Source organism: Cellulomonas sp., from assembly GCF_015234515.1.
GTDB lineage: Bacteria > Actinomycetota > Actinomycetes > Actinomycetales > Cellulomonadaceae > Cellulomonas.
The window spans coordinates 81,011-103,929 of record NZ_JADGMY010000017.1 but is presented as its reverse complement, the minus strand read 5'-3'; the positions used below and the strand labels follow the sequence as shown (position 1 = coordinate 103,929).

Genomic DNA, 22,919 nt, shown 5'->3' with positions numbered 1-22,919 from the left:
CCGGACGTCCCCTTGACACGAAGGGCCAGGGGGGTAGTTTCGCAGTGGCCCGTCGTTGCGGGCACCGGGGGATCCACACGTACCGCTGACCGGTGTCGCACGGTCCGAGCTCCGACCGGGTCCGCGCGCTCAACAGAAAACGGCAGGACTCGTCCTCGCCGGTACGAAGGGCGCGCGGGCCGGTCGGTCGGGCCGGCCGTGCGGTCCGGCAGGTCGGTCCGGCGAGGCAGTCGGCACCGCCGTCGGCGCGTCCAGTGCGGTGCACGCCGCGGTCCACACGGTCGTGCCGCGGTGCGCCGGGGTTCCCGGACAGCGCGCCGCAGTCCGCCAACCCGACTCAGCCTGTCGCTGACGTAACCTGCTGCGGTGCCCCTCCCGCCGTCCGCACGCTGGCTGACGCTCGTGCTCGCCGCCGCAGGCGGCTGGGTCACGCGGCTGGCCTTCCCGGACCCCGGGTGGCCGGCCCTCGCCCCGGTGGGCATGGCCCTGCTCTACCTCGCGCTGCGCCGGGACTCGGCGCGCTGGAACGCGCTCGTGGGACTCGTCTGGGGACTGGCCTGCTTCGGCCCGATGATCACCTGGGCCGACGACGCCGTGGGACCCGTCCCGTGGCTCGCCCTGACCGTGCTCGAGGCGTCGTACGTCGCCCTGTTCGGCGCCGCCTGGGCGTGGGCCCGCAGGGGACACGCGGTGTGGCGCAGCGGCGCGTGGCAGCTGCTCGCGTTCGTGCTGCTGTGGGTCGGCGCCGAGGAGCTGCGCTCGACGTGGCCGTTCGGAGGCTTCCCCTGGGGGCGGCTCGCCTTCTCCCAGGCGGACTCGCCGCTCGCCGCCTTCATGTGGCTGGGAGGGACCCCGCTGCTCTCCGGCGTCGTGGCGGCCCTCGGCGTGCTGCTGGCGAGGGCGGTGCTGGCCGCCCGGCAGCTCGCGCTGGGGCGGACCCTGGGTGCGCTCGCCGCCGCAGGCGGCGTCATCCTGGCCTCGTTGCTGATCCCGCTCGACACGGTCGCGCAGACAGGGACGCTTCGTGTCGGTGCCGTCCAGGGCAACGTCCCCGACCCCGGGCGGCTCGACGCGTTCGGCGAGCGGCGCCAGGTCCTCGACAACCACGTCGCCGGGACGCGCGCGCTGCTGGACCAGGTGGCGCCGGGCGACCTCGACGTCGTCCTGTGGCCCGAGAACGGGACGGACATCGACCCGCAGGTCGACGAGGAGGCCGCCGGCCTCATCGACGGCGTCGCGCAGGAGGTCGCCGCACCGCTGCTTGTGGGCACCGTGCAGTACCCGGAGTCCGGCGGCCGCTACAACACCGCCGTCCTGTGGGAGCCGGGCGTGGGACCCGTCGCGACGTACTCGAAGCAACGTCCCGCGCCGTTCGCCGAGTACATCCCGATGCGCTCGTTCGTGCGCCACTTCTCCGACGCGGTCGACCTCGTCACGCGCGACATGCTGCCGGGCACCGAACCCGGGGTGGTGCCGGTCGACTCGCCCCGCCTCGGGCGCACGGTCGTGATCGGCGACGTCATCTGCTTCGAGGTGGCGTACGACGCGATCGTCCGGGAGTCGGTGGCCGAGGGCGGTGAGCTGCTGGTCGTGCAGACCAACAACGCGTCGTTCGGGTGGTCGGACGAGTCGACGCAGCAGCTGGCGATGTCGCGGCTCCGGGCCATCGAGCATGGTCGCGCCACCGTGCAGATCTCGACGGTCGGGGTCAGCGCGATGATCGCCCCCAACGGCGCCGTGATGCAGCGCACCGAGCTGTTCACGGCCGACCAGATGGTGGCCTCGCTGCCGCTGCGGGAGTCGCTGACGCCCGCGACGCGAGCGGGGGACTGGCCCGCGCTGACGGCCGACGTGCTGGCCGTGTGGATCGTCCTGGCGGGCATCGTGGGGGCGGCGCGGCTGCCGCGCGACCAGCGTCCCGACGGCCCCGCCTGAGTCGCAGGAGAACCTGGCGGCAGGGGATCAGCCTGCACGCAGAGCGACGCCCCGGTGGCTGACCACCGGGGCGTCGTCGTGTTCCAGCGGGCGCGAGCCCGTGCGTCAGGCGCTGCGGCGCAGCTTGCCGGCGCGCAGCAGGCCGAGACGCTCGTCGAGCAGCTCCTGCAGCTCGTTGACCGTGCGGCGCTCCAGGAGCATGTCCCAGTGCGTACGCGGCGGCTTGCCGGCCTTCGCCTCGGGCTGGTCGGCGTCCCGCAGGAGAGCCTCGGCACCGCAGCGGCACTCCCACACGACGGGGACGTCGGCCTCCACCGAGAACGGCAGGATGATGGTGTGCCCGTTGGGGCAGTCGTAGTGAGCCTGGAGCCGAGGGGCGAAGTCGACGCCCTCCTCGGTCTCCATGCTGTGGGACCCGATGCGCATGCCGCGCAGGGACCTGTTGGCCATGGTGGACCTCCGTGCCGTGTCGTCCCGTCGGCTCGGGGTGCCGAGCCGTGCCGGGTCGTGAATCGAATCGATCTGCTGCCTGATGCTCCAACGTGGTCGGGGACTGCGATGTTCCGTCCCGCCGTGAAGGTCTGGTGAACACACACTGTGGCAGGAACGCGGACCGGTCGCGCGCCAGGCCGGGGGAGGGGAGCCCCACTCACAGGGATTTGGTCCGTGCCGTGGTCCGCACGGGTGAGCGGCAGTGCCACGTCATCCCGTCTGCCTAGGCTGGTGCGCATGACCATGACGATCCGCCGGCTCGGCGACAGCGGTCTGGCCGTCTCGACGGCCGGCCTGGGGTGCAACACGTTCGGCGCAACGCTCCCACCCGAACAGGTGGGCGAGGTCGTCGGCGCGGCGCTCGACGCGGGCGTCACGCTCTTCGACACCGCCGACGTGTACGGGGGAGTGCCCGGGCAGAGCGAGGAACTCCTCGGCGCCGCGCTGAAGGGTCGTCGCGACGACGTCGTGGTCGCGACGAAGTTCGGTCTCGACGCCGGGGGACTGAACGGCGCCGACTGGGGTGCGCGCGGGTCACGCCGGTACGTCCGACGAGCGATCGAGGGATCGCTGCGTCGTCTCGGCACCGACCACGTCGACCTCTACCAGCTGCACAGCCCGGACCCGGCGACCCCGGTCGAGGAGACGCTCGCAGCGCTGCACGAGCTCGTCGTGGAGGGCAAGGTCCGGTACCTCGGCTCGTCGAACCTCGCGGCCTGGCAGGTCGTCGACGCCGACTGGGCGGCCCGCACGGCAGGGACGTCGCCGTTCGTCTCCGCGCAGAACCGGTACAACCTGCTGGACCGGAGCGTCGAGGCAGACCTCGTCCCCGCCGCGGAGCACGTGGGCGTCGGCATCCTGCCGTACGTCCCGCTCGCCTCCGGCCTGCTGACCGGCAAGTACCGACGGGGGCAGGACGCACCCGCGGGCAGCCGGCTCTCGCGCATGCCGCACCGACTCGCCGCCGCCGACTTCGACCGCATCGAGGCGCTGGCCGCGCTGGCCGACGACTGGGGCGTCGACCTGCCGACCGTCGCGCTCGGTGGGCTGGCGGCACAGCCGGGGGTCGCGTCGATCATCTCCGGTGCGCGCACGCCCGAGCAGGTGCGCGCGAACGTCGCGGCCGCGCTGTGGGAGCCGACGCTCGAGCAGCTCGCCGCCATCGACGACGCGTCGCCCGGGCCGGTCTGACGCCGGGTAGCGGGCGGGAGCCGTCGCACCTGGACGCTCACGGTGGCAGGACGCGTGCGCGGTGCTCACCGATCGCCACGACGGCGCTCACCCGCAGACCACGGTCGTCGCTCGCGGCACGCAGCGCGTGCTCCCACGCGCGCTCGAACGCGCCCCGATCACCCCCGGCGGCACGCACGATCGCGACGGCGATCGAACCGCCGGGGGCGTCGTGCGTCAGGATGTCGCTCATCGCGAGAAGCACCTGACGCACCTGGGCAGGGTCCGGCTGCAGCGGGATACCGACGAGCGGCAGCACGACCGGCAGCATCATGCCGTGGACGTCGAGCAGCACGAGCCAGAGCGCCGGGGGACCGGCACGCTCCGGACCGACGAGCGACAGCATCACCTGGAGGATGTCGTCGACGTCGCGCAACGGGTGCGTCGGCAGTGCGGGGAGGTCGTCGTCCGGCCCCGGTGCGGCCCAGCCGGGGGAGTCGTCGCTGTCCATGACTCGAGGGTGCTGGCCGACGGGCAGGCCGCGGTGGGTCTCCGCCACATCTGTGGGCGCGCCCCTCGCAGGGCTGGCCTGTGGTCGGCTCACCGCGCAGGTCGTCCCGTGCTGCACGCGTCGCCGCGACGCGGGTCGGCGAGCACAGACGGCCACCCCACGGGAACGTCGGCCCGCTAGCATCCCTGACGTGACGAACACCACTGGATCGACGCCCGAGTGCGTGTTCTGCGGCATCGTGGCGGGGACGGTCCCGTGCGCGAAGGTCGCCGAGGACGCGACGACCTTCGCCTTCATGGACATCGACCCGGGCTCGACGGCCACCTGCTGGTCATCCCGAAGCGGCACAGCGTGGACCTGCTGGACATCCCCGCGGAGGACCTTGCCGCCACCACGCTGGCGGCGCAGCGGATCGCCCGGGCCGTCCTGTCCGAGCTCGGCGCCGACGGCGTCAACCTGCTCAACTGCTCGGGGCCCGTCGCGTGGCAGACCGTCTTCCACTTCCACCTGCACGTGATCCCGCGCTACCGCGACAAGAGCAAGGACCGGCTCGCGCTGCCGTTCGAACCGGGACTGCCGGCCGACGTCGACGCGATCGCCGAGCGCGCCAGGGCGCTCGCTGCGGCGCTCTAGCGGTCCTGTGCGGCTGTAGCGTCACCGCTCCCGGACGCACGTCCCCAACGCCGATAATGTGCATTATGTCAAAACGGTGCCTGCTCGGTGCACCCGACGCCACGACGGGGTCGACCACCCACTCCCCGGTGCACCAGCCGAGATGGGTCACGGCCTGCGTGAGGACGAGAGTCGCTCCACGCGCTGGACGACCGCGGCCACGGCAGGCGCCGCGGGAGCGCCTCAGCAACGGCCCGGGCCAGCCCGCACGTGCGGGCTGACGCCGCCGCGCTGGCTCACCGCGCGAGGACGACCGACCTTGGCACCCCGAGGTGCCGGTTGCAGCCTGCACACCCCTGCCGGTCGCGTCCTGAGGCAGTCTCCTGGTGGCGGCATCGCCCGGTCCACGACGCCCGGTGACCTCGTCGTCTGCCGCACGCGCGCGGCGGGGTGACGGCGCGGCGCGGGCCGTCACGGCCGCCCCTGCCACACCCGAGTGAATCCACCGGACCCTGTGGGCGGTTTGCCGTACGCACCCGTACGATCGGGCCCGTCCAGGACGACGACCGTCCCGCGGACCCGCATCGCGCACCCGAAGGAGGGCTTCATGCCTGCCCAGTGCTCCCCCGCCCCCGGACGCCTCGGCGGCCCCGCGACGATGACCTGGACGAGGTAGGCGCCGTGGACATGCAGCAGCTGCCCGCGACCGCGGTCCGCGAGGGTGGACGGGTCCGTGATCGCGTCGTCAGCGACTTCACCGCGCTGACCCGCACCGTCGAGGCCGCGGGACTCCTGCGTCGACGGCACGCCTACTACTGGACGCGGTTCGTCGTGCTCACCCTGCTGCTGGCCGGCCTGGTCGCGGCCCTCGTGATCGGAGGGCCGTCCTGGTGGCAGCTCGTCACGGCCGCGGTCCTCGCGGTCGTGCTGGGCCAGGTGATGTTCCTCGGCCACGACGCCGCGCACCGGCAGATCTTCGACTCCGGGCGCTGGAACGACTGGGCCAGCCTGGTGATCGCCAACCTGTACGCGGGCATGAGCTACGGGTGGTGGCAGCACAAGCACTCCCGGCACCACGCCAAGCCGAACCAGGTCGGAGCGGACCCCGACATCGGCACCGGTGCCCTCGTCTTCCACACCGAGGACCTCAAGGAGCCGCGCTCCGGGCTCGTCGGGTGGTTCACGCAGCGCCAGGGCTGGCTGTTCTTCCCGCTGCTCCTGCTCGAGGGCCTGAACCTGCACATCTCAGGCGTCAAGACGATCTTCGGACGCGGGCCCGTCAAGCGGCGCCCCGTGGAGATCGCCTTCGTCACCGCGCGCATCGGCGGCTACCTCGCGCTCGTCTTCTGGGTGCTCCCCGTCGGCATGGCGTTCGCGTTCCTCGGCGTGCAGCTCGGGCTGTTCGGCCTCTACATGGGCGCCGTCTTCGCGCCCAACCACAAGGGCATGCCCATCGTGCCGCGGGACTCGCGCATCGACTTCCTGCGCCGTCAGGTGCTCATGAGCCGCAACGTGCGCGGCGGCCGGCTGACCGACCTGTTCATGGGTGGCCTCAACTACCAGATCGAGCACCACCTGTTCCCGAGCATGCCGCGCCCGCACCTGCGCAAGGTGCAGCCGACGGTCCGGGCGTTCTGCGCCGAGCGCGGCATCCCCTACACCGAGACGTCGCTGCTGGAGTCGTACGGGATCGTCATCCGGCACCTGAACGCGGTCGGCCTCGCGGCGCGCGACCCGTTCCAGTGCCCCCTGACGGAGCAGTACCGCTCGGCCCGCTGACGGCGAGACCTCGGGCGCGCGATCGGCGCGGCCGGGGCCAGCCGTCCGGCCTGAGCCGTCAGCCGGCCAGGCCCCCGGGATCGGTGTGGCGCACGTAGCGCTCCTCGGTCCGGTCGGGGTCCCGCGGCAGCACCTGCCGTTCACCGGTGCGCGTGAAGCCGGCCCGGACGTAGAGGTCGACCGCGGACGCGTTGTCGTCGACGACCCACAGGGAGACCGTCGCCGCCCCCTGCGCCGCTCCCCCGCGCACCGCGGCGTCCAGCAGGGACCAGCCGATCCCCTGCCGGCGAACCTCGGGCGCGACCCACAACGACACGACGTGCCGGTCGTCCTCGGGTGACCCCGGCTCCTGGATGAGGGTCACCAGACCGCGCGGTTCCCCTGAGTCGTCCAGCGCCACCCAGGTGGTGCTGGTGCGCAGCCGCATCCGCCAGTGCGACTCGGCGAACCGCTCCTCGCGCGCCAACGACGACCCGAAGGCGTCCGGCGACTCGCGCAGGGCCCGCAGGCGCACGTCACGCACGGTCGGCCAGTCGTCCTCGTCGACGTGTCGGATCAGCACCGGACCAGCATGCCGCATCTGCCCCACGGGGCCCGGCGCGACGCGCCTCAGGCGACCCCGTGCCCGGTCGGCCACTCGTCCGCGGCGCCGCGCGAGTCGGCCTGCAGCACGTCGTCGCCCAGCGAGAGAGCTCCGTCTCCCCCGTGCCCCGCCCGGTCCGGGGTGGCCCGCGCGGCGTCGGCGACGTCCTCCTCGGGTCGCGGCGGGATCGTCTCGTCGTACTCGAGCTCCGGCACCTGCGCGCCATCGAACGACTCGGTCATGTCGGCCTCCTCACGGCGCGACCACGCTAGCCCGCGGCACGTGTCCCGGCGACCGGCCGGTCGTGCCGGCGCGAGGGCCGACCGCCTCCTGGGCGCCGAATCGGCCATCCCGCCGCAGATCAGGACACACGAGGCGCCCGCAGCGCACGCATCGGACCCTCGCCGTCCGCGTGTCGGGCGCCCGTTTCGTGAGCGGCACCTCATCCGACTACGGTGTCCGCGTGCTGGTCGTCGGTGTGTGCAGCCTCAAGGGCGGCGTGGGTAAGACCTCCGTGACTCTCGGGCTCGCCTCGGCGGCCCTGGAACGCGGTCTGCGAACCCTCGTCGTCGATCTCGACCCCCAAGGGGACTCGACCATGGCCCTGGGGACCACGGCGAGCCGGGGTGACGTGTCGATGGTGCTCGACGCCCCGTCGCCGCAGGCGGTGGAGGCGGCGACCGCGCCGTCGTCCTGGGCGGACCACGGGCTCGACGTGCTCGTCGGGTCCGAGCGTTCCGTGCTGCACGACCGGATCGACGACTCCGACGCCGACAGGTTGCGCCAGGCGCTGTCGTGGGCGGACGGGTACGACCTCGTCCTTATCGACTGTCCCCCGTCGCTGGGCGGGCTGACGCGCACGGGCCTGACGGCGTGCGACCGTGCGGTCGTGGTGACGGAGCCCGGCCTGTTCGCCGTCATGGCGGTCGGCAGGGCGATGCGCACGATCGACGAGCTGCGTCGCGGCCCGGCGCCGTCGCTCCAGCCGCTGGGCATCGTGGTGAACCGCGTGCGGGCGCGCTCGGTGGAGCAGGCGTACCGCCTGCAGGAGCTGCAGACGCTCTACGGCCCGCTCGTGCTGACCCCGAGCATCCCGGAGCGTGCCGCGCTGCAGCAGGCGCAGGGCGCCGCACAGCCGGTCCACGTCTGGCCCGGTGCCGCAGCCGCCGAGCTCGCCGACGTGTTCGACCAGCTGCTCGACCGGGCGATGCGCGCGCCGCGTCGCTGACGACCTGTCGCCCACGTCGCCCTGACGTGATCCCGGCCAGGCGTGCGTCAGGTGCTCCGCAGGATTCCCTGCGGAGCGGTCCCCCGCCTTCGGCGTCAGCCGGCGGTGCGGGCCTGGCGTCGGATCGCGAGCTCGTCGTGCGTGGACGACGCCACCGGGGCGGCGTCGTCGTCGGCCCGCTCGTTGGGGAGTTCCGCGAGCGTCCCCTCGACCTCACGCCAGACGCGCCCGACCGCGATGCCGAACACGCCCTGGCCCCCCTGCACCAGATCGATGACCTCGTCCGGCGAGGTGCACTCGTACACGCTCGCGCCGTCGGACATCAGGGTGATCTGCGCGAGGTCCTCGACCCCGCGCTCACGCAGGTGCCCGACCGCTGCGCGGATCTGCTGCAACGAGACACCCGTGTCGAGCAGCCGCTTGACGACCTTGAGCACGAGGATGTCGCGGAACGAGTACAGCCGCTGCGTACCGGAACCCGTCGCAGGGCGCACGGACGGCTCGACCAGCCCGGTGCGGGCCCAGTAGTCGAGCTGCCGGTAGGTGATGCCCGCCGCGCGGCACGCCGTGGGACCGCGGTACCCCGTCGTGACGTCGAGGTCCGGCAGGTCGTCGTCGAACAGCAGGCCCTGCGCGTGCTGCGGGATCGTGCCGGAGTCGTCGGCACTCTCGTTGCGGATCACGGGGCCCTCCCTCGACGGCGCCGTGAGGCGGCCGCACTCTGCTGGTTCTTCCGCCACGCTAGGCCTGCGCGGTCGGGGGCGCAACGAACGCGGCCCGGCGTGTCGTGCGTGGTGTCTCACCTTCAGGTGGAGATCGAGCTTCTTCACCCGATCGGATCAGACGTCTCGCGGGCCACCCTCCGGTCCCGGGTCCTGCCCGGTCTCGAAGTCCTCGGCGGAGACGTGGTCGAGGAACTCACGGAACTGGGAGATGTCGTCCTCGCTCGCCGCGGGCCGCATCTCGACGCCGGCCAGTGCGACGACCTCGGCCGAGCACAGCACGGGGCACGCGAACCGCAGCGCGACCGCGATGGCGTCGGAGGCCCGCGCGTCCACGTGGCGGCCCGACGCGAGGACCAGTGCGGCGTGGAACACCCCGTCCTCGAGCCGCGTGATCTCGACGTGGTCGACCGGTGCCCCGGCCGCCTGCAGCGCGTCGCGCAGCAGGTCGTGCGTCATGGGCCGCGGCGGGACGATCCCTGCCTGCGCCGAGGCGATCGCCGACGCCTCCGAGGGGCCGATGAGGATCGGCACCAGCAGAGCGGCGTCGGGATCCAGGAGCAGCACGACGATCTCGTCGTCGGCCAGGTGCGTGCGCACACCGACGACCTCCACCGGGACCATCTCGGGTTCTACGCCCACACGGACACGCTACGTCGCTCGGGGCGCGGCGTCTGCCGGGAGCCCGTCCGGTGGCATGTGGCACCCCTGGCGACCGTCACGGGGTGAGGTCGTGGACCGCCGACCGGATCAGCGCGGTGTGCATCCGCGCGCACAGCTCCCCCACCTCGGCCGCGAGGGTGCCCGCACGCGCGCGCGACGAGACGCTGCGCTGCCCACGCCAAGGCGCGACGACCTGCTCGACGAGGTCGGCCTGCCGGTCCGCCGACGCCCGGAAGGTCCGCAGGTGGCGCGGGTCGATGCCGTGGTCGGCCAGCGACGCCGCGACCGTGACCACCTCGCGGGCCCACGGGTCGAACACGCCGCGCGGCCCCGGCCGCAGCACGCCCTGCGCCACGAGCTCGGCGACGAGCTCGACCTCCACGCCGGCATCGTGCGCGAGCCGCTCGGCGGTCAGCGGGTCGGCCGTCGGCGCGACGCCGTCGCGGGTCGCGAGACGGGCGCGCGACGGCGACTCCTCGTCGTCCCCCGCGTCGAGCGCGGCCAGACGCTCCCCGATGACCTTGAGCGGCATGTAGCGGTCCCGCTGCTGCACCAGGACGAAGCGCAGCCGCTCCACGTCCGCAGGCGAGTACTGCCGGTAGCCCGCGGGCGTGCGCACCGGGTCGACCAGCCCCTGCTCCTCGAGGAAGCGCAGCTTCGACGTCGTCACCGCGGGGAACTCGATGCGCAGGGCCGCCAGGACGTCCGAGATGCGCATCGAGGCGCGACGCGAGATCCCCCGGGGCCACGGCTCGGGCGTGGTCGCGACAGGGACCTGCTCGGCCGCTGCGCTCACGGCGCGCTCAGGAGGCGGCACGGTGAGGGCTGGGGTGGAACGTCATCCGGTACTTGCCGATCTGCACCTCGTCCCCGGGGCGCAGCGCGACCGCGTCGATACGCGTCCGGTTGACGTACGTGCCGTTCAGCGAGCCGATGTCACGCACGACGAACTGCTGCCCGTCACGCACGAACTCCGCGTGCTTGCGTGACACGGTGACGTCGTCGAGGAAGATGTCGGCGCTGGTGCTGCGCCCCGCCGTCGTGCGCTCCGCGTCGAGCAGGAAGCGCGCGCCCGCACTCGGCCCGCGCTGCATGAGCAGCAGGGCGGAGGTGGGGGGCAGTGCCTGCACCGCCGCGGCCTCGTCGCTGCTCAGACCGACCGCAGGCGCCTCGGACTCCGCAGGCTCCAACGAGCCGAAGCTGACCGTCGTGTCCGGACCGTCGCCCCGGTAGGCCGGCAGACCGCCGTCCGGCGCCCCTCGATCGTCGCTCATGCGCACCTCCCGTGTCGGTCGCGGGCACCCCGTGCGAGCGCGCTCGCCGTCGACCCAGCCTTGCGGGACTCACCCTATGCGGTGTCGGCGGGCATCCGCAGCACGCGCACACCGCTGGTCGGGTGACACGGCCTCGGCCGGAGCGTGCCCCTCCCCCACGCGACGTCCCGCCGACGCAGGAACTTCACCCCTCGTCGGACGCCGGGGAGGCGTGCACGGGCTCGTGCGGGGTCAGGACTGCGGTGACGTCCACCCGGTCGGACTTCTCGACGGTGCCGCGGCCGCCGTCGGCCCGCACCCGCACCAGGGCGCCGCCGGGGATCTCCAGCGCCGGCGCGATCGTGTCGGGGTCGCCGATGACCGACCACCGGAAGGGGGCCCGGATGATGACACCGTCGAGCTCGACCGCGCCACGGCTGCCCGTGAAGGCGCTGCTCGCCGTGATGCGGTGCCCGTTGAGCTCCATCGCCTCGGCGCCCGCGTTCCGTAGCTCCTCGAGCACGTGCAGCATGGTGGCGGGCCGGATCTCCCCGTCCGGCTCCGTGAGGGTGATGCGCACCCCGGGTCCGGTCGCGGGCAGCCGCCCCGTGAGGATGCCCTGCATCGCGGCCGTGCGACGGGCGGCGTCGAGGGCGGCCTGCTGCCGGTCGGACCCCGAGAGCAGCTCGTCGCGCTCCCGCTGCAGGTCGAGCGACTCCTGCTCGAGCTCGTCGGTGCGTGTGGTGGTCTCGTCCAGGAGCCGGACGAGGTCGTTCTGGCGCAACGCACCGAGCTGGGTGTCGGTGGCCTGCCGCACCTGGACCACCAGGGCGAAGCCCAGCAGCGCGCACAGGCCCGCGGTGATGAGCTGGCCCTGCGTCGTGCGGGGTCGCATCGCGTGCCCGAGCCGTGCCCAGCCGGACCGGGCCGGACGCGCCGACGAGTCTGCGGACGAGGGCGCCTGAGCGGGCTCGTCGACCGCGTCGTGGTCCGGTGCCGGCTCGGAGGGGTCGTCGTCCTGCGCGCGGTCGTCGCGTCCGTCGCCTTCCGGCGGCTCGCCGGGCTGGTCGGACTGCGGCACATCCTGCACCGCCGGCACGTCCTGCACCGGCGCGTCCTGCTCGTCCGTCGTCTCGCGGGCCACCTGCGGAGCGGACCGCTCGCCGGCGTCCACGTCGTCGAGCGGCAGGTCGCCCAGACCCAGCGGGTCGCGGGGGTCGATCACCGGGCCGTCACCGGGTTCTGCGTCGGTGCCCGGAGTTCCCGACGGGTCGGGACGGGGCCCGTCGGCGCTGCTCATGCCTTGAACAGGTGCCGGCGGATCGACGCGGCGTTGGAGAAGATGCGGATGCCGAGCACGACGATCACGGCCGTCGTCATCTGCGAACCGACGCCCAGCTGGTCGCCCAGGAACACGATGAGCGCCGCCACGACGACGTTGGACAGGAACGACGTGAGGAAGACCCGTTCGTCGAAGATCCCGTCGAGGTACGCGCGCAACCCGCCGAACAGCGCGTCGAGCGCGGCGACCACGGCGATGGGCAGGTACGGCTGGAGGTTGGCGGGGACCGTCGGCTCGATGAGCAGCCCTGCGAGCACGCCGAGCACGAGCCCGATCACTGCGATCACCGGGACTCCTCTCCGTCGTGTCGCCCTGACCCTGCCACATCCGGCGTCGCTGTCCCAAGGACCTGCCCGTCCGGCGCCGTGGCTGCGGACGACGCGTCGCCGGAGCCGGCCGCCGACTCGACGTCCGCCGCTGGGGCACCGAGCACCTGTGCCGACCGCAGCGTGAGCTGACCGCGGCCGGCCAGCTGCAGCTCGCGCTGGGCGCTCACGCGGACCTCGATGCCGTACTGCGCGAGTGACGCGAGGTGCTGCCCGGCCGACATCCGCGCGAGCCGCGTCTGCATCGTCGCGGCGTCCCCGATCGCCTCGACCGTGTACGGGCTGCTCAGCGCGGTGCTGTCGACCAGGACCGCGTCGCCGGCGCTGCGGATGGCCGTGGTGGAGGTCAGGCGCTCGCCGTTGACGGTCACAGCCTCCGCGCCGGCAGCCCACAGGCCGTTGACGAGGACCTGGAGGTCGGCGTCCTGGACGAGCTCGCTGCCGTCGTCCGGAGCCGTGCCGTCGGAGGGGTCACCGTCGGTCAGCACCAGACGCAGACCGGGGCCGGTCACGGGGACGACACCCGCCGCCACCGCGTCCCTCTGCAGCTGGGCGAACAGCTCGGGGTCGTCCGTGGAGGCCGCGTCACCCTGCAGCTGGGCGATCTGCGCGGACATGGCCGCGTTCGCGTGCCTCAGCTCGTCCGCCCGGGCGGTGCCCTCACGGATCTCCGCCTCGAGCAGTGCGCGGGCCTCCAGAGCAGCGGGCACCGGGCGCCGCAGGGCGACGGCTGACGTCGTCGCGAACGCCCCGAGCAGGAGGGCGAGCACGAGCAGCGCAGCGCCTCCCCGGATCGTGCGCGGGGGTGCGGTCCCCGCCGCACGGCGCTCCGCGACCTCCCGGTAGCCCGGCTCGAGCGGTTGGCGGTACACCTCGTTGATGAGCGTCATCGACTCGTCCGCCGCGCGCGCCGGCACGGGCACGGCGTGCCGCGGGTTCACGCCACCTCCGCCGCGCGTGCCGCCCGCGCGTCGCGGCGCATGACGGACGCCGCCTGGGTGAGGTACAGCACGCCCGCGAACCAGTACAGGGCCACCCCCCACAGGGCGCACGCCCACCCCAGGACACCGGCCACGACGCCCACGGGCGCCGGCCACTCCGAGAGCAGCAGGAGCGGGAACGCGTACATGATGGCGAAGGTGCCGGCCTTGCCCGCCAGGTGCACGCGCAGCGGCGGGTACCCGGACCGCGCGAGTGCGAACAGCATCGCCGCGAGGACGACGTCCCGGGCGACCAGCACCGCCACGAGCCACAACGGGACCACACCGCGCCACGCGAGGCCCACGAGCGTGACCAGGATGAACAGCCGGTCCGCGGCGGGGTCGAGCATCTGGCCCAGGCGCGTGACCTGGTGCATCCGCCGCGCCAGGACGCCGTCGAGCCAGTCGCTCGCACCCGAGAGCAGGAGCACCGCGAGAGCCCACGCGTCGTGCCCCTGCGCGACGAGCCACGCGAACACCGGCACCATGAGCAGCCGCGCGAGGCTGATGGCGTTGGGCACGGTGAGCACGCGCGAGCTGACCACCACGTCCTGAACCACACCCTCCCCCGTCGTCGTCCTGGCGGCGATCCTATGTCGCGCGCTGCGGCCGGCCCGGTCGCGACGCGGCCCGCGCTCCACCTGTCACCCGGACGTGCGTCCCGCGACGCGGCCGCCGAGTGGTGGCAGCCTCGTGCCATGGACGAGTCCGGTGTGATCGACGCGCTGCTGCGCACGCCCGCGACGTGGGCGGTCGTCGGGCTGTCCGGCAACCGGGCCCGGGCGGCGTACGGGGTGTCGGCCTACCTCCAGGAGCTCGGGCACACGATCGTGCCGGTCCATCCGGGCGCGGACACCGTCCACGGCGCGCCGGGCTACGCCCGGTTGTCGGACCTCCCCGAGGCACCCGACGTCGTGGACGTGTTCGTCAACAGCTCCCGCGCGGGCGCCGTCGTCGACGAGGCCATCGCCGTCGGTGCGCGTGCCGTCTGGCTGCAGCTCGGCGTGCACGACGACGAGGCGGTGGCCCGTGCCCGACAAGCCGGCCTCGTCGTCGTGCAGGACACGTGCCCGGTGATCGAGGGACGAGCGCGTGGCCTGGGGTGAGAGGTCGTACCCGGCCGGTCCGACCTCCGTGTGCGGGAGGTCACGCCTCGGCGCCGCCCCGCCGGGCGCGTCAGCGGGTAGGGTGTCCAGGACATCTGGAGTCGTGTCGCATCCCCTCTCGTAGGGCGGTCAGCCGGTTCGTCCGGCAACCACCTGCCTTCTCGTGCACATTGCGTGCGCCGTCATCGACGGTGCGTGGTCTGGTTCGGGGTGAGCGACGTCCTGGTCGTCGTACCGACGTCCCGGCTCTCCCCCGCTGCCACCGAACGGTGATCCATGCCCACCCCCCTGCCTGCTGCCCTGCCCACGACCCCCGACGCCGCCGCGACGACGTTCGCCGACCTCGGCCTGAGCGCGCAGATCCTCTCCGCCGTGCAGCGCCTCGGCTTCGCGGCCCCCACCCCCGTGCAGGCGCAGACGATCCCCGCGCTGCTCGCGGGTCGCGACGTCGTCGGCGTCGCGCAGACCGGCACCGGCAAGACCGCGGCCTTCGGGCTCCCGCTGCTGCAGTCGATCGACCCCGCCATCGCGGCCGTGCAGGTCGTCGTGCTGACGCCGACGCGTGAGCTCGCCATGCAGGTCGCCGACGCGATCACCACGTTCGCGGCCGACATGCCGGGCCTGCAGGTCGTGCCCGTCTACGGCGGCTCGCCGTACCTCCCCCAGCAGCGGGCGCTCGCGCGCGGCGCACAGGTGGTCGTCGGCACGCCCGGACGCGTCATCGACCACATCGAACGGCGCACCCTGCGGCTGCAGGACGTCCGCTTCCTCGTGCTGGACGAGGCCGACGAGATGCTGCGGATGGGATTCGCCGAGGACGTCGACAAGGTCCTCTCGGGCACGCCCGAGGGCCGCCAGGTCGCGCTGTTCTCCGCGACCATGCCGAGCCAGATCCGGCGCGTCGCCGACCAGCACCTCGTCAACCCCGTGTCGGTCTCCGTGACGCGCCAGTCCTCGACCGTCGAGTCCGTGCGCCAGACCTTCGCCGTCGTGCCCTACCGGCACAAGGCCGGCGCGCTCGCGCGGGTGCTCGCCGTCAGCGACGCCGACGCGGCCATCGTCTTCGTCCGTACCCGCGAGGCGGCCGAGGAGATCGGCAACGCGCTCGTGCAGCGCGGCATCGCGGCCGCGCACATCAGCGGCGACGTCGCGCAGTCCGACCGTGAGCGGATCGTCGAGCGGCTCCGGTCCGGCGCTCTCGACGTCCTGGTCGCGACCGACGTGGCCGCGCGCGGCCTCGACGTGGAGCGCATCGGACTGGTCGTGAACCTCGACCTGCCGCGCGAGCCCGAGGCCTACGTGCACCGCATCGGACGCACCGGCCGCGCCGGCCGGTCGGGCGAGGCCCTCACGTTCGTCACGCCGAGCGAGCGCCCCCGGCTGCGGCAGATCGAGCGCACCACGCGCACGCCGCTGATCGAGATCGCCATCCCCACGCCGGCGCAGGTCAGCGCCCACCGCGCGACGGCGCTGCTCACGCGGACCGACGAGCGCATGGCTGCCGGCCGGCTCGACGTCGTGCGGGACGCCGTGCGCGAGCACCTCGCGGCGCACCCCGAGCTCGACCCGATCGACCTCCTCACCGCGGTCACCGCGCTCGCCGTCGGCGACGACGGCCCCGGCGCGGCTTCCGAGGTCGAGGACCTCGACGACGCGGTGCGCCGCGCGCGGGAGACCCGCGCGGAGGACACCCGCGGCGGTCAGGTCGCCGGCAACCGCCGACGGCCCGGCACGACGGGTCCCAGCGGGCGTCCGCGCTACCGGGTCTCGGTGGGCGAGCGTGACGGCCTCCAGCCCGGCGCCCTCGTGGGTGCCCTGACCGGTGAGGGCGGCCTCACCGGCAAGGACGTCGGCAAGATCGACATCTTCGGCAGCTTCGCGCTCGTCGACATCCCCGACGGCCTGACCGCCGAGGTCGTCGACCGCCTCGGACGCACCCGTGTCGCAGGACGCCCGCTGCGTATCCGGCTCGACACCGGCCCGCAGGCCTCGCGTGGTCCGTCGCGCGGCGAGCGCGTGCACCGCGCGCACGCCTGACCGTCCCGCAGTCCGCACGACGAGAGGGGCACCACCCTGCGGGGTGGTGCCCCTCTCGTCGTCCCCGGTGCCTCTCAGCGCACGGCTGTGTTCCGCGGGTCGCTGCGCGTCTGTCCGCGCAGGAGCACGATGTCGGCCTCCCGCAGCACCTCGCTGACGTCCCTCATGCCACGGATCGACCCGAGCACGCCGATCGAGATGCGCGGGCCGATCTCGCGCCGCAGACGCTCGAGCAGCTCCGTCAACCGGTCCGGCATCCCCCCGGGCCCCACGTCGTCGACCAGGATCGCGAAGTCGTCCTCCCCCGTGCGTGCCGTCGTGTCACCCTCACGCAGCGGCCGGCGCAGCTGGCGCACGACCTCGCGGTGCACGTCCGGCGCGTGGTCGTCGTCCCGTGAGAGCGCGCCACCGTCCACCACACGCACCAGCGCCACCGCGCAGTCGTACCCCGACGAGCGTCGGCAGCGCAGCAGCGCCGCCCCCAGCCTGTCGAGGAAGAGCAGCCGGTTGACGAGGCCCGTCTCGGGATCGTGCAGCGCGTCGCGCTGCAACGCGATCTCCGCCTCCTTGCGCTCCGTCACGTCCACGAGCGTGCCGACGAGCCGTGCGGGACAACCGGCGTCGTCGAGGACGGTCACGGCCCGGCACATCATCCAGCGGTAGTCACCGGACTGCGTGCGGACCCGGTGCTCGAGCTCGAGCGGTGCGCCGCACCCGGCGAGCTGCGCCGCGATCGCCGCCGAGAGCTCGTCGCGGTCGGCCGGGTGGACACGCTCGAGCCACTCCGAGGGCTGGTCACCGATGACGTCCTCCGCGTAGCCGAGCGTCTGCTTCCAGCGCGGCGAGTAGTACACCGCACCAGCGGACACGTCCCAGTCCCACGTGCCGTCGTGCGCGGCCATCGACGCCAGTGCGTACCGCTCCTCGCTCTCACGGACCGTGTCCGCCAGCGCCCGCTCGCGCGCCGCCGCCTGCTCGAGGGCCTTGCGCTGCTCCCGCAGCGAGCCCAGCAGGCGCTCCTGGTCCAGCGCGACCGCCAGGAGCGCCGCCCAGTGGTTGAAACGGTCACGCGGCTGGGTGGCGCGCGTCTCGACGGTCCCGTCGATCGCCAGCAGCCCCCAGTCGCTGCCCCCGAACGTCACGGGCACGACGAAGGTGAGCTCGTTGGAGCCCACCGTGCCCGCTCGCGTGAGTGCGGCGGGCGGGAACTGGCTGGCGGTCGTCCGCAGACCGACGAGCCGTGACAGCGTCCCGCTGGTGTCGTGGACGCCGACGATCTCCATCTCACGGTCACCCGGTCCGCGGTCGTTGCCCACCCAGAGCCCCAGGCACGCGTGCCCGCGCACGCCGCGCGGGAGCCAACCGAGCGCCCGCGGGCTCGCCCCGTCACCCCGCAGCAGGTCCATGTCGACCTCGTACTGGTCGACGATCGTGCGCTCCAGCTGCCCGCTGCGCGCCAGCATGGCGCGCGTGCAGCCCTTGGTCACGGCCAGCAGGACGTCCGTCACGGCGCGCCGGACGGCACCGGCGTTCGCGGCCCGACCCTCGACCAGCTGCTCGACCCGGCGGGACTCGACCGTCCGCAGCACCGCGACCATCTGCTCCAGCGCCTCGGGGTGCGGCTGCAGCGCGGCCGTGAGGTCCGAGAGCCGTCCGAGCGCGGCGGGTGCCGGTGAGATCCCCCGTTCCGCGGCGACCTCCATCGGCTCCTCGACCGCACGCCACCACGCCTCGCGAGCGTCCGGTCCGGCGCGCCGCGACACCGCAGAGCCGGCAGGGCCGGCGAAGGCCGACTCCGCCAGCCGGCGCAGCAGCTCGACGCCCGAGACGTCCCCGCTGACCAGGTCACCCCCGGGCGACGTGATCTCGGTGCAGCCGCAGGACTCGCGGACGACGAGCGACGAGGGCACGCGGTGCTCGCCCGGCGTCACGTCGTCACCGCGCATGCGGGCGAGCAGCAGCCCGACGGCGTGCTCACCGACACGCCCGAAGTGCGCGTCGACCGTGGACAGACGGGGGCTGACACGCGCGCCGGAGTCGGCGTGATCGAAGGCCACGACGGCCTGGTCGCGCGGGAGGACGAGGCCGTGCGAGCGCAGCGCGCGCTGGAAGCCCACGGCGTTGCGGTCGGTCGCCGCGATGACCGCCGTCGTCGGGGTGCCCGCCTGGAGCATGCGGCCCGCGGCGTCGGCGCCGCCCTGCTCCTGGTTGTCCGACGCCTCGTACCACCACGAGTCGTCGGACTCGATCCCGTGCTCGGCCAACGTGGTGCGGTACGCCGCGAAGCGCTCGCGCATGTCACGCTGACCGAGGTTGCCCAGGAAGCCGATGGCGGTGTGGCCGTGCCAGATGAGGTGCTCCACGGCGGCCCGGACGCCTCCGACGTTGTCCGGGACCACCACGGGGTCGTCGGGGTGCGCCGGGTCCTCGCTGATGAGCACGACCGGCACGCCCCACTCCCGGACGGCGGCGAGCCGCTCGGGGCTGAGGGCCTTGCCGATCACGACGAGGCCGTCGACCGCGCCCAGCGCGACCGGCGTGTCGAGCACCGACTCCTCGGGGTAGCGCTCGCGGTCGAGCCCCGCCGGGTACGTCTGGACCGCCACCACCCGGTGCCCCACGCCGCGTGCGGCACGCGCCACACCGGCGATCACTGCACCGAAGTAGAAGCCCCCGACCACCGGGGACAGGACGCCGATCGTCCGACGCACCGTGGCGGGTACCCCGCGTCGGACTGTCATCATTTTCCACACCTCGCCCACGCCGTCGGAGTCGAGCTGATGCATTTCACCCACATCGGGCGCAACACTAGGTGATCGTGGTCACTCCTGCACATGACACAGGCAAAGATGCTGTCTCTCCGACGACCGGAGCCCAGCCCGTCCTCGGCGGCCCTGGCGCCCGCCGACCGACGATCACCGACGTCGCCAAGGCCGCGGGGGTGTCCATCGCCGTCGTGTCCTACGCGCTCAACGGCCGTCCCGGCGTCTCGGCGGCGACCCGAGAACGGGTGCTGCGCGTCGCCGACGAGTTCGGCTGGCGACCGAGCGCCGCTGCGCGCTCGATGCGCAGCGGGCCGCGCGCCGTGGGGCTCGTGGTGGACCGCGGGCTCACCGGGGCGGTCGGGTACGGCGCCCACGTCCTGGAGTTCGTCGTCGCGCTCCAGGACGTCCTGGCGACGCGCGGCCTCGCGCTGGTGCTGCAGGTGGTGGACGACCTCCCGGCTGCCGTGACGCTCTACGGCGAGTGGTGGGCCGAGCGTCGCTTCGACGTGATGGTGGTCACCGACGTCCGGACCGAGGACCCCCGGCTCGACGCGCTCCGGCGGCTGCGGATCCCGGCCGTGGTCGTCGGCGCCGGCGACGTGCCCGGTGAGGTCGCCAACGTCCGGGTCGACGACGAGCAGGCGGCCGAGCGGGTGGGGCGCTATCTCATCGAGCTCGGCCACCGGCACGTCGGTTCGGTGACAGGACCGGCATCGCTCCAGCGGACCAGGTCCCGCATCGCCGGCATGGAGCGTGCGCTCGACACCGGCGGCGCGACCCTCGTGCACGAGCCGACCGGCGGCTCCCCGGAGGAGGCCGCGGCGGCCTGCCGGCGCCTGCTGACCGGTGACCGCCCGCCCTCGGCCGTCGTGTTCGACACGGACCACATGGCGGTCGCGGCGCTCGACGTCGCGCGGCGCACGGGTCTGGCGGTGCCCTGGGACGTGTCGGTGGTGGCGCTGTCCGACTCCCCGCTCTGCCGGCTCGCGACCCCCTCGATCACCGCGCTGCCGTCCGTGCAGGCCGACCTCGGGACGGCCGTGGGCGAGGCCGTCCTGACGATCCTCGACTCGCAGCCGACCCCCGTGCGCCAGATCGAGGTGGGCGGACTGGCGGTGCGCGGCAGCACCGGGCCGCGCTCGCGGTGAGGCCGCGAGGCGCGCCTCGGCCCCGGGGCGGACTGCGGTCGCCGAGACGCCCGGCCGTCGGGCCACATGGCCGTGACCAGGCATTTCACCGTCGATGGCAGGCTCGTGAGAAGGTCACGATTCGGTAACGGGGGTGGGCCTAAACGATTTGCCCCGCTCCGCTGGGAGACGGACCGTGATGGATTCCGCAGCAGTCGTCGAGGACTGGAGTCCCCGGCGGCTCGTACCCGTCGCCGCCGAGGGCCGGGTACGACCGACCGACCCCCCGGAGGACACCCGTGTCCACACACGGCAATCGAACGGCCGGGCGGCGCTTGCGCGCCGTCGCGACCGCCGCGACGGCAACGGCGCTCGTCGCAGTGCCGATGACGCTCATGAGCTCGACCGCGACCGCGGCCGAGGCCCACGTCGACAACCCCTACGCCGGCGCCAAGCAGTACGTGAACCCGAACTGGGCAGCGACGGTTGAGAGCGCTGCCACACGTGCCGGTGACCCGACCCTCGCGGCCCGGATGCGCACGGTCGCCAAGCAGCCGACCGCTGTCTGGATGGACCGCACCAGCGCCATCACGGGCAACGCGGACGGCCCCGGCCTGAAGTTCCACCTCGACGAGGCCCTCAAGCAGAAGACCGGCAGCACGCCGCTCGTCTTCAACCTCGTCATCTACAACCTGCCCGGCCGCGACTGCTACGCGCTCGCGTCGAACGGTGAGCTCCCCGCCACCGCCGCCGGCCTCACCCGGTACCAGACCGAGTACATCGACCCCATCGTCGACCTGCTGTCGGACTCGAAGTACGAGGGCCTGCGGATCGCGGCGACGATCGAGCCCGACTCGCTGCCGAACCTCATCACGAACAACTCCGAGGCTGCCTGCCAGACGGCCGGCCCCTTCTACCGTGAGGGCGTCAAGTACGCGCTCGACGAGCTGAAGACGCTGGACAACGTCTACACCTACATCGACGCGGCCCACTCGGGCTGGCTCGGGTGGGAGACCAACGCGGGCCCGGCGGCCAAGCTCTTCGCGGAGGTCGCCAAGACCACGAAGAAGGGCTTCGCGTCGATCGACGGCTTCGTCACCAACACGGCGAACACCACGCCGCTCGCCGAGCCGTTCCTGACGGACCCGAACCAGCAGGTCGGGGGCGTCCCGGTCCGCTCGTCGAAGTTCTACGAGTGGAACACCGACTTCGGTGAGCACGCGTGGACGGCGCAGCTGCACCGCCTGCTCGTCGCCGAGGGCTTCCCTGCCTCGACCGGCATGCTGATCGACACCTCGCGCAACGGTTGGGGCGGCCCGAACCGTCCGACGGCCGCCTCGACGAGCACGAACGTCGACACGTACGTCGACGAGTCGCGCATCGACCGGCGCACGCACCGTGGCGCCTGGTGCAACCCGCTGGGTGCGGGCATCGGTGAGCTCCCGGTGGCCACGCCGGCCGGCGCTCCGTCCGCGTCGCACCTGGACGCGTACGTCTGGATCAAGCCCCCGGGCGAGTCGGACGGGGCCTCGAAGGAGATCCCGAACGACGAGGGCAAGAGCTTCGACCGCATGTGCGACCCGACGTTCAACTCGCCGAAGCTCTCCAACCTGCTGACGGGCGCGACCCCTGACGCGCCGGTCTCCGGCAAGTGGTTCGAGACGCAGTTCGTCACCCTGGTGAAGAACGCCTACCCGGCGATCCCGACGAGCGACACGACGCCGACGCCGACGCCCACCGCGACGCCCACGGCGACGCCGACGCCGACCGTGACTCCTACGGTCACGCCGACGCCCACCGTGACGCCCACGCCGACGGTCACGCCGACGCCGACGTCGAGCCCGACGCCGACGCAGAACCCCACGGCGTCCTGCTCGGTGAGCTACACGGCGAACAGCTGGAACACCGGCTTCACGGCCTCGGTGAAGGTCACGAACCGCGGGACCACCGCGCTGAGCGGCTGGAACCTGAAGTTCACGTTCGCCAACGGCCAGCAGGTCCAGCAGGGCTGGAGCGCGACCTGGTCGCAGTCCGGCTCGACCGTGACGGCCACGAACGCGGCCTGGAACGGCACGCTGGCACCGGGTGGCTCGGTGGACATCGGCTTCAACGGCTCGCACTCCGGGACGAACAACGCCCCGACGTCGTTCACGCTGAACGGTGCCACCTGCTCCTGAGGTGCACCATCCGGGCGTCGTGAACGCCTGACGTGACGAAGGGGCCCTCCTGGACCAGTCCGGGAGGGCCCCTTCGTCGGCCCACCACCCCTCGCTCCCCCACCCCTTCAC

22 protein-coding genes are annotated in these 22,919 nt (G+C 73.4%); 9 read left to right on the top strand and 13 right to left on the bottom strand.

The window, feature by feature from the left end:
* Positions 1-366: 366 nt before the first annotated feature.
* Positions 367-1,935, top strand: coding sequence for an apolipoprotein N-acyltransferase (lnt, locus tag IR158_RS07295; protein WP_291811401.1), 1,569 nt, complete (start codon positions 367-369; stop codon positions 1,933-1,935).
* Between the two features lie 105 nt (positions 1,936-2,040).
* Here lnt and IR158_RS07290 read toward each other — a convergent pair whose 3' ends face one another.
* A complete protein-coding gene (locus tag IR158_RS07290; RefSeq protein WP_291811398.1) occupies positions 2,041-2,385 on the bottom strand; it encodes an RNA polymerase-binding protein RbpA in 345 nt (114 codons plus the stop codon).
* Positions 2,386-2,670: 285 nt separating this feature from the next.
* Between IR158_RS07290 and IR158_RS07285 the strand changes: the two genes are divergently transcribed.
* Entirely contained in the window at positions 2,671-3,618 is a 948-nt protein-coding gene (locus tag IR158_RS07285) for an aldo/keto reductase (RefSeq protein WP_291811638.1), read from the top strand.
* A gap of 37 nt (positions 3,619-3,655) precedes the next feature.
* On the opposite strand, the gene IR158_RS07280 is transcribed toward IR158_RS07285, so the two are convergent.
* Positions 3,656-4,108, bottom strand: coding sequence for a hypothetical protein (locus tag IR158_RS07280; RefSeq protein WP_291811395.1), 453 nt, complete (start codon positions 4,106-4,108; stop codon positions 3,656-3,658).
* A 351-nt stretch (positions 4,109-4,459) separates the two neighbouring features.
* On the opposite strand from IR158_RS07280, the gene IR158_RS07275 reads away from it, so the two are divergent.
* Together IR158_RS07275 and IR158_RS07270 are read left to right on the top strand one after the other, a co-directional pair.
* Positions 4,460-4,741, top strand: a complete 282-nt coding sequence (locus IR158_RS07275) for an HIT domain-containing protein (protein WP_291811392.1) — start codon at positions 4,460-4,462, stop codon at positions 4,739-4,741.
* A 666-nt stretch (positions 4,742-5,407) separates the two neighbouring features.
* Positions 5,408-6,499, top strand: coding sequence for an acyl-CoA desaturase (locus tag IR158_RS07270; RefSeq protein WP_291811635.1), 1,092 nt, complete (start codon positions 5,408-5,410; stop codon positions 6,497-6,499).
* 58 nt (positions 6,500-6,557) lie between these two features.
* Here the strand turns inward: IR158_RS07270 and IR158_RS07265 are convergent, their stop codons facing one another.
* Together IR158_RS07265 and IR158_RS07260 are read right to left on the bottom strand one after the other, a co-directional pair.
* Positions 6,558-7,061 (bottom strand): GNAT family N-acetyltransferase, encoded by a 504-nt coding sequence (locus tag IR158_RS07265; protein WP_291811390.1) that lies wholly within the window; start codon positions 7,059-7,061, stop codon positions 6,558-6,560.
* Positions 7,062-7,108: 47 nt separating this feature from the next.
* Positions 7,109-7,324 carry a hypothetical protein gene (locus IR158_RS07260; RefSeq protein WP_291811388.1) on the bottom strand — a complete coding sequence of 72 codons (216 nt, stop codon included), beginning with the start codon at positions 7,322-7,324 and terminating at the stop codon, positions 7,109-7,111.
* A 221-nt stretch (positions 7,325-7,545) separates the two neighbouring features.
* On the opposite strand from IR158_RS07260, the gene IR158_RS07255 reads away from it, so the two are divergent.
* Complete coding sequence (locus IR158_RS07255; protein WP_291811386.1) at positions 7,546-8,310, top strand: ParA family protein; 765 nt, start codon at positions 7,546-7,548, stop codon at positions 8,308-8,310.
* A 95-nt stretch (positions 8,311-8,405) separates the two neighbouring features.
* On the opposite strand, the gene IR158_RS07250 is transcribed toward IR158_RS07255, so the two are convergent.
* The 8 genes from IR158_RS07250 to IR158_RS07215 all read right to left on the bottom strand — a co-directional run bounded on the left by IR158_RS07250 (position 8,406) and on the right by IR158_RS07215 (position 14,144).
* The gene (locus IR158_RS07250) at positions 8,406-8,993 is read right to left on the bottom strand and encodes a MerR family transcriptional regulator (RefSeq protein WP_291811383.1); all 588 of its coding nucleotides are present in this window, start codon (positions 8,991-8,993) and stop codon (positions 8,406-8,408) included.
* Positions 8,994-9,149: 156 nt separating this feature from the next.
* Positions 9,150-9,656 carry a bifunctional nuclease family protein gene (locus tag IR158_RS07245; protein ID WP_291811632.1) on the bottom strand — a complete coding sequence of 169 codons (507 nt, stop codon included), beginning with the start codon at positions 9,654-9,656 and terminating at the stop codon, positions 9,150-9,152.
* Between the two features lie 94 nt (positions 9,657-9,750).
* Positions 9,751-10,491, bottom strand: coding sequence for a MerR family transcriptional regulator (locus IR158_RS07240; RefSeq protein ID WP_291811380.1), 741 nt, complete (start codon positions 10,489-10,491; stop codon positions 9,751-9,753).
* 7 nt (positions 10,492-10,498) lie between these two features.
* Positions 10,499-10,969, bottom strand: a complete 471-nt coding sequence (locus tag IR158_RS07235; RefSeq protein ID WP_291811377.1) for an FHA domain-containing protein — start codon at positions 10,967-10,969, stop codon at positions 10,499-10,501.
* Between the two features lie 184 nt (positions 10,970-11,153).
* Positions 11,154-12,248: a DUF881 domain-containing protein gene (locus IR158_RS07230; protein ID WP_291811374.1), complete on the bottom strand. Its 1,095-nt coding sequence runs from the start codon at positions 12,246-12,248 to the stop codon at positions 11,154-11,156.
* Positions 12,245-12,577: a small basic family protein gene (locus IR158_RS07225; protein ID WP_191779508.1), complete on the bottom strand. Its 333-nt coding sequence runs from the start codon at positions 12,575-12,577 to the stop codon at positions 12,245-12,247. The genes IR158_RS07230 and IR158_RS07225 overlap by 4 nt, the downstream gene beginning before the upstream one ends.
* A complete protein-coding gene (locus tag IR158_RS07220; RefSeq protein ID WP_291811363.1) occupies positions 12,574-13,557 on the bottom strand; it encodes a DUF881 domain-containing protein in 984 nt (327 codons plus the stop codon). Before IR158_RS07220 ends, IR158_RS07225 begins: the two co-directional genes overlap by 4 nt.
* Complete coding sequence (locus IR158_RS07215) at positions 13,554-14,144, bottom strand: CDP-alcohol phosphatidyltransferase family protein (RefSeq protein WP_291811359.1); 591 nt, start codon at positions 14,142-14,144, stop codon at positions 13,554-13,556. Before IR158_RS07215 ends, IR158_RS07220 begins: the two co-directional genes overlap by 4 nt.
* A 150-nt stretch (positions 14,145-14,294) precedes the next feature.
* On the opposite strand from IR158_RS07215, the gene IR158_RS07210 reads away from it, so the two are divergent.
* Entirely contained in the window at positions 14,295-14,702 is a 408-nt protein-coding gene (locus IR158_RS07210; protein WP_291811357.1) for a CoA-binding protein, read from the top strand.
* 276 nt (positions 14,703-14,978) lie between these two features.
* The gene (locus IR158_RS07205) at positions 14,979-16,739 is read left to right on the top strand and encodes a DEAD/DEAH box helicase (RefSeq protein WP_291811354.1); all 1,761 of its coding nucleotides are present in this window, start codon (positions 14,979-14,981) and stop codon (positions 16,737-16,739) included.
* Between the two features lie 74 nt (positions 16,740-16,813).
* Here IR158_RS07205 and IR158_RS07200 read toward each other — a convergent pair whose 3' ends face one another.
* Complete coding sequence (locus IR158_RS07200; RefSeq protein WP_291811351.1) at positions 16,814-19,483, bottom strand: substrate-binding domain-containing protein; 2,670 nt, start codon at positions 19,481-19,483, stop codon at positions 16,814-16,816.
* Between the two features lie 68 nt (positions 19,484-19,551).
* Between IR158_RS07200 and IR158_RS07195 the strand changes: the two genes are divergently transcribed.
* Together IR158_RS07195 and IR158_RS07190 are read left to right on the top strand one after the other, a co-directional pair.
* Complete coding sequence (locus IR158_RS07195) at positions 19,552-20,652, top strand: LacI family DNA-binding transcriptional regulator (RefSeq protein WP_366928413.1); 1,101 nt, start codon at positions 19,552-19,554, stop codon at positions 20,650-20,652.
* 365 nt (positions 20,653-21,017) lie between these two features.
* The gene (locus IR158_RS07190) at positions 21,018-22,808 is read left to right on the top strand and encodes a glycoside hydrolase family 6 protein (RefSeq protein ID WP_291811344.1); all 1,791 of its coding nucleotides are present in this window, start codon (positions 21,018-21,020) and stop codon (positions 22,806-22,808) included.
* Positions 22,809-22,919: the final 111 nt, after the last annotated feature.

Excerpts from the sequence above, each read along its gene's own strand:
- IR158_RS07270 (WP_291811635.1), top strand. The coding sequence starts at position 5,408 with ATGCAGCAGCTGCCCGCGACCGCGGTCCGCGAGGGTGGACGGGTCCGT.
- IR158_RS07200 (WP_291811351.1), bottom strand. The coding sequence starts at position 19,483 with ATGATGACAGTCCGACGCGGGGTACCCGCCACGGTGCGTCGGACGATC.
- IR158_RS07280 (WP_291811395.1), bottom strand. The coding sequence starts at position 4,108 with ATGGACAGCGACGACTCCCCCGGCTGGGCCGCACCGGGGCCGGACGAC.
- IR158_RS07205 (WP_291811354.1), top strand. The coding sequence starts at position 14,979 with ATGCCCACCCCCCTGCCTGCTGCCCTGCCCACGACCCCCGACGCCGCC.
- IR158_RS07235 (WP_291811377.1), bottom strand. The coding sequence starts at position 10,969 with ATGAGCGACGATCGAGGGGCGCCGGACGGCGGTCTGCCGGCCTACCGG.
- IR158_RS07245 (WP_291811632.1), bottom strand. The coding sequence starts at position 9,656 with ATGGTCCCGGTGGAGGTCGTCGGTGTGCGCACGCACCTGGCCGACGAC.
- IR158_RS07230 (WP_291811374.1), bottom strand. The coding sequence starts at position 12,248 with ATGAGCAGCGCCGACGGGCCCCGTCCCGACCCGTCGGGAACTCCGGGC.
- IR158_RS07260 (WP_291811388.1), bottom strand. The coding sequence starts at position 7,324 with ATGACCGAGTCGTTCGATGGCGCGCAGGTGCCGGAGCTCGAGTACGAC.
- IR158_RS07285 (WP_291811638.1), top strand. The coding sequence starts at position 2,671 with ATGACGATCCGCCGGCTCGGCGACAGCGGTCTGGCCGTCTCGACGGCC.
- IR158_RS07290 (WP_291811398.1), bottom strand. The coding sequence starts at position 2,385 with ATGGCCAACAGGTCCCTGCGCGGCATGCGCATCGGGTCCCACAGCATG.
- IR158_RS07190 (WP_291811344.1), top strand. The coding sequence starts at position 21,018 with ATGACGCTCATGAGCTCGACCGCGACCGCGGCCGAGGCCCACGTCGAC.
- IR158_RS07210 (WP_291811357.1), top strand. The coding sequence starts at position 14,295 with ATGGACGAGTCCGGTGTGATCGACGCGCTGCTGCGCACGCCCGCGACG.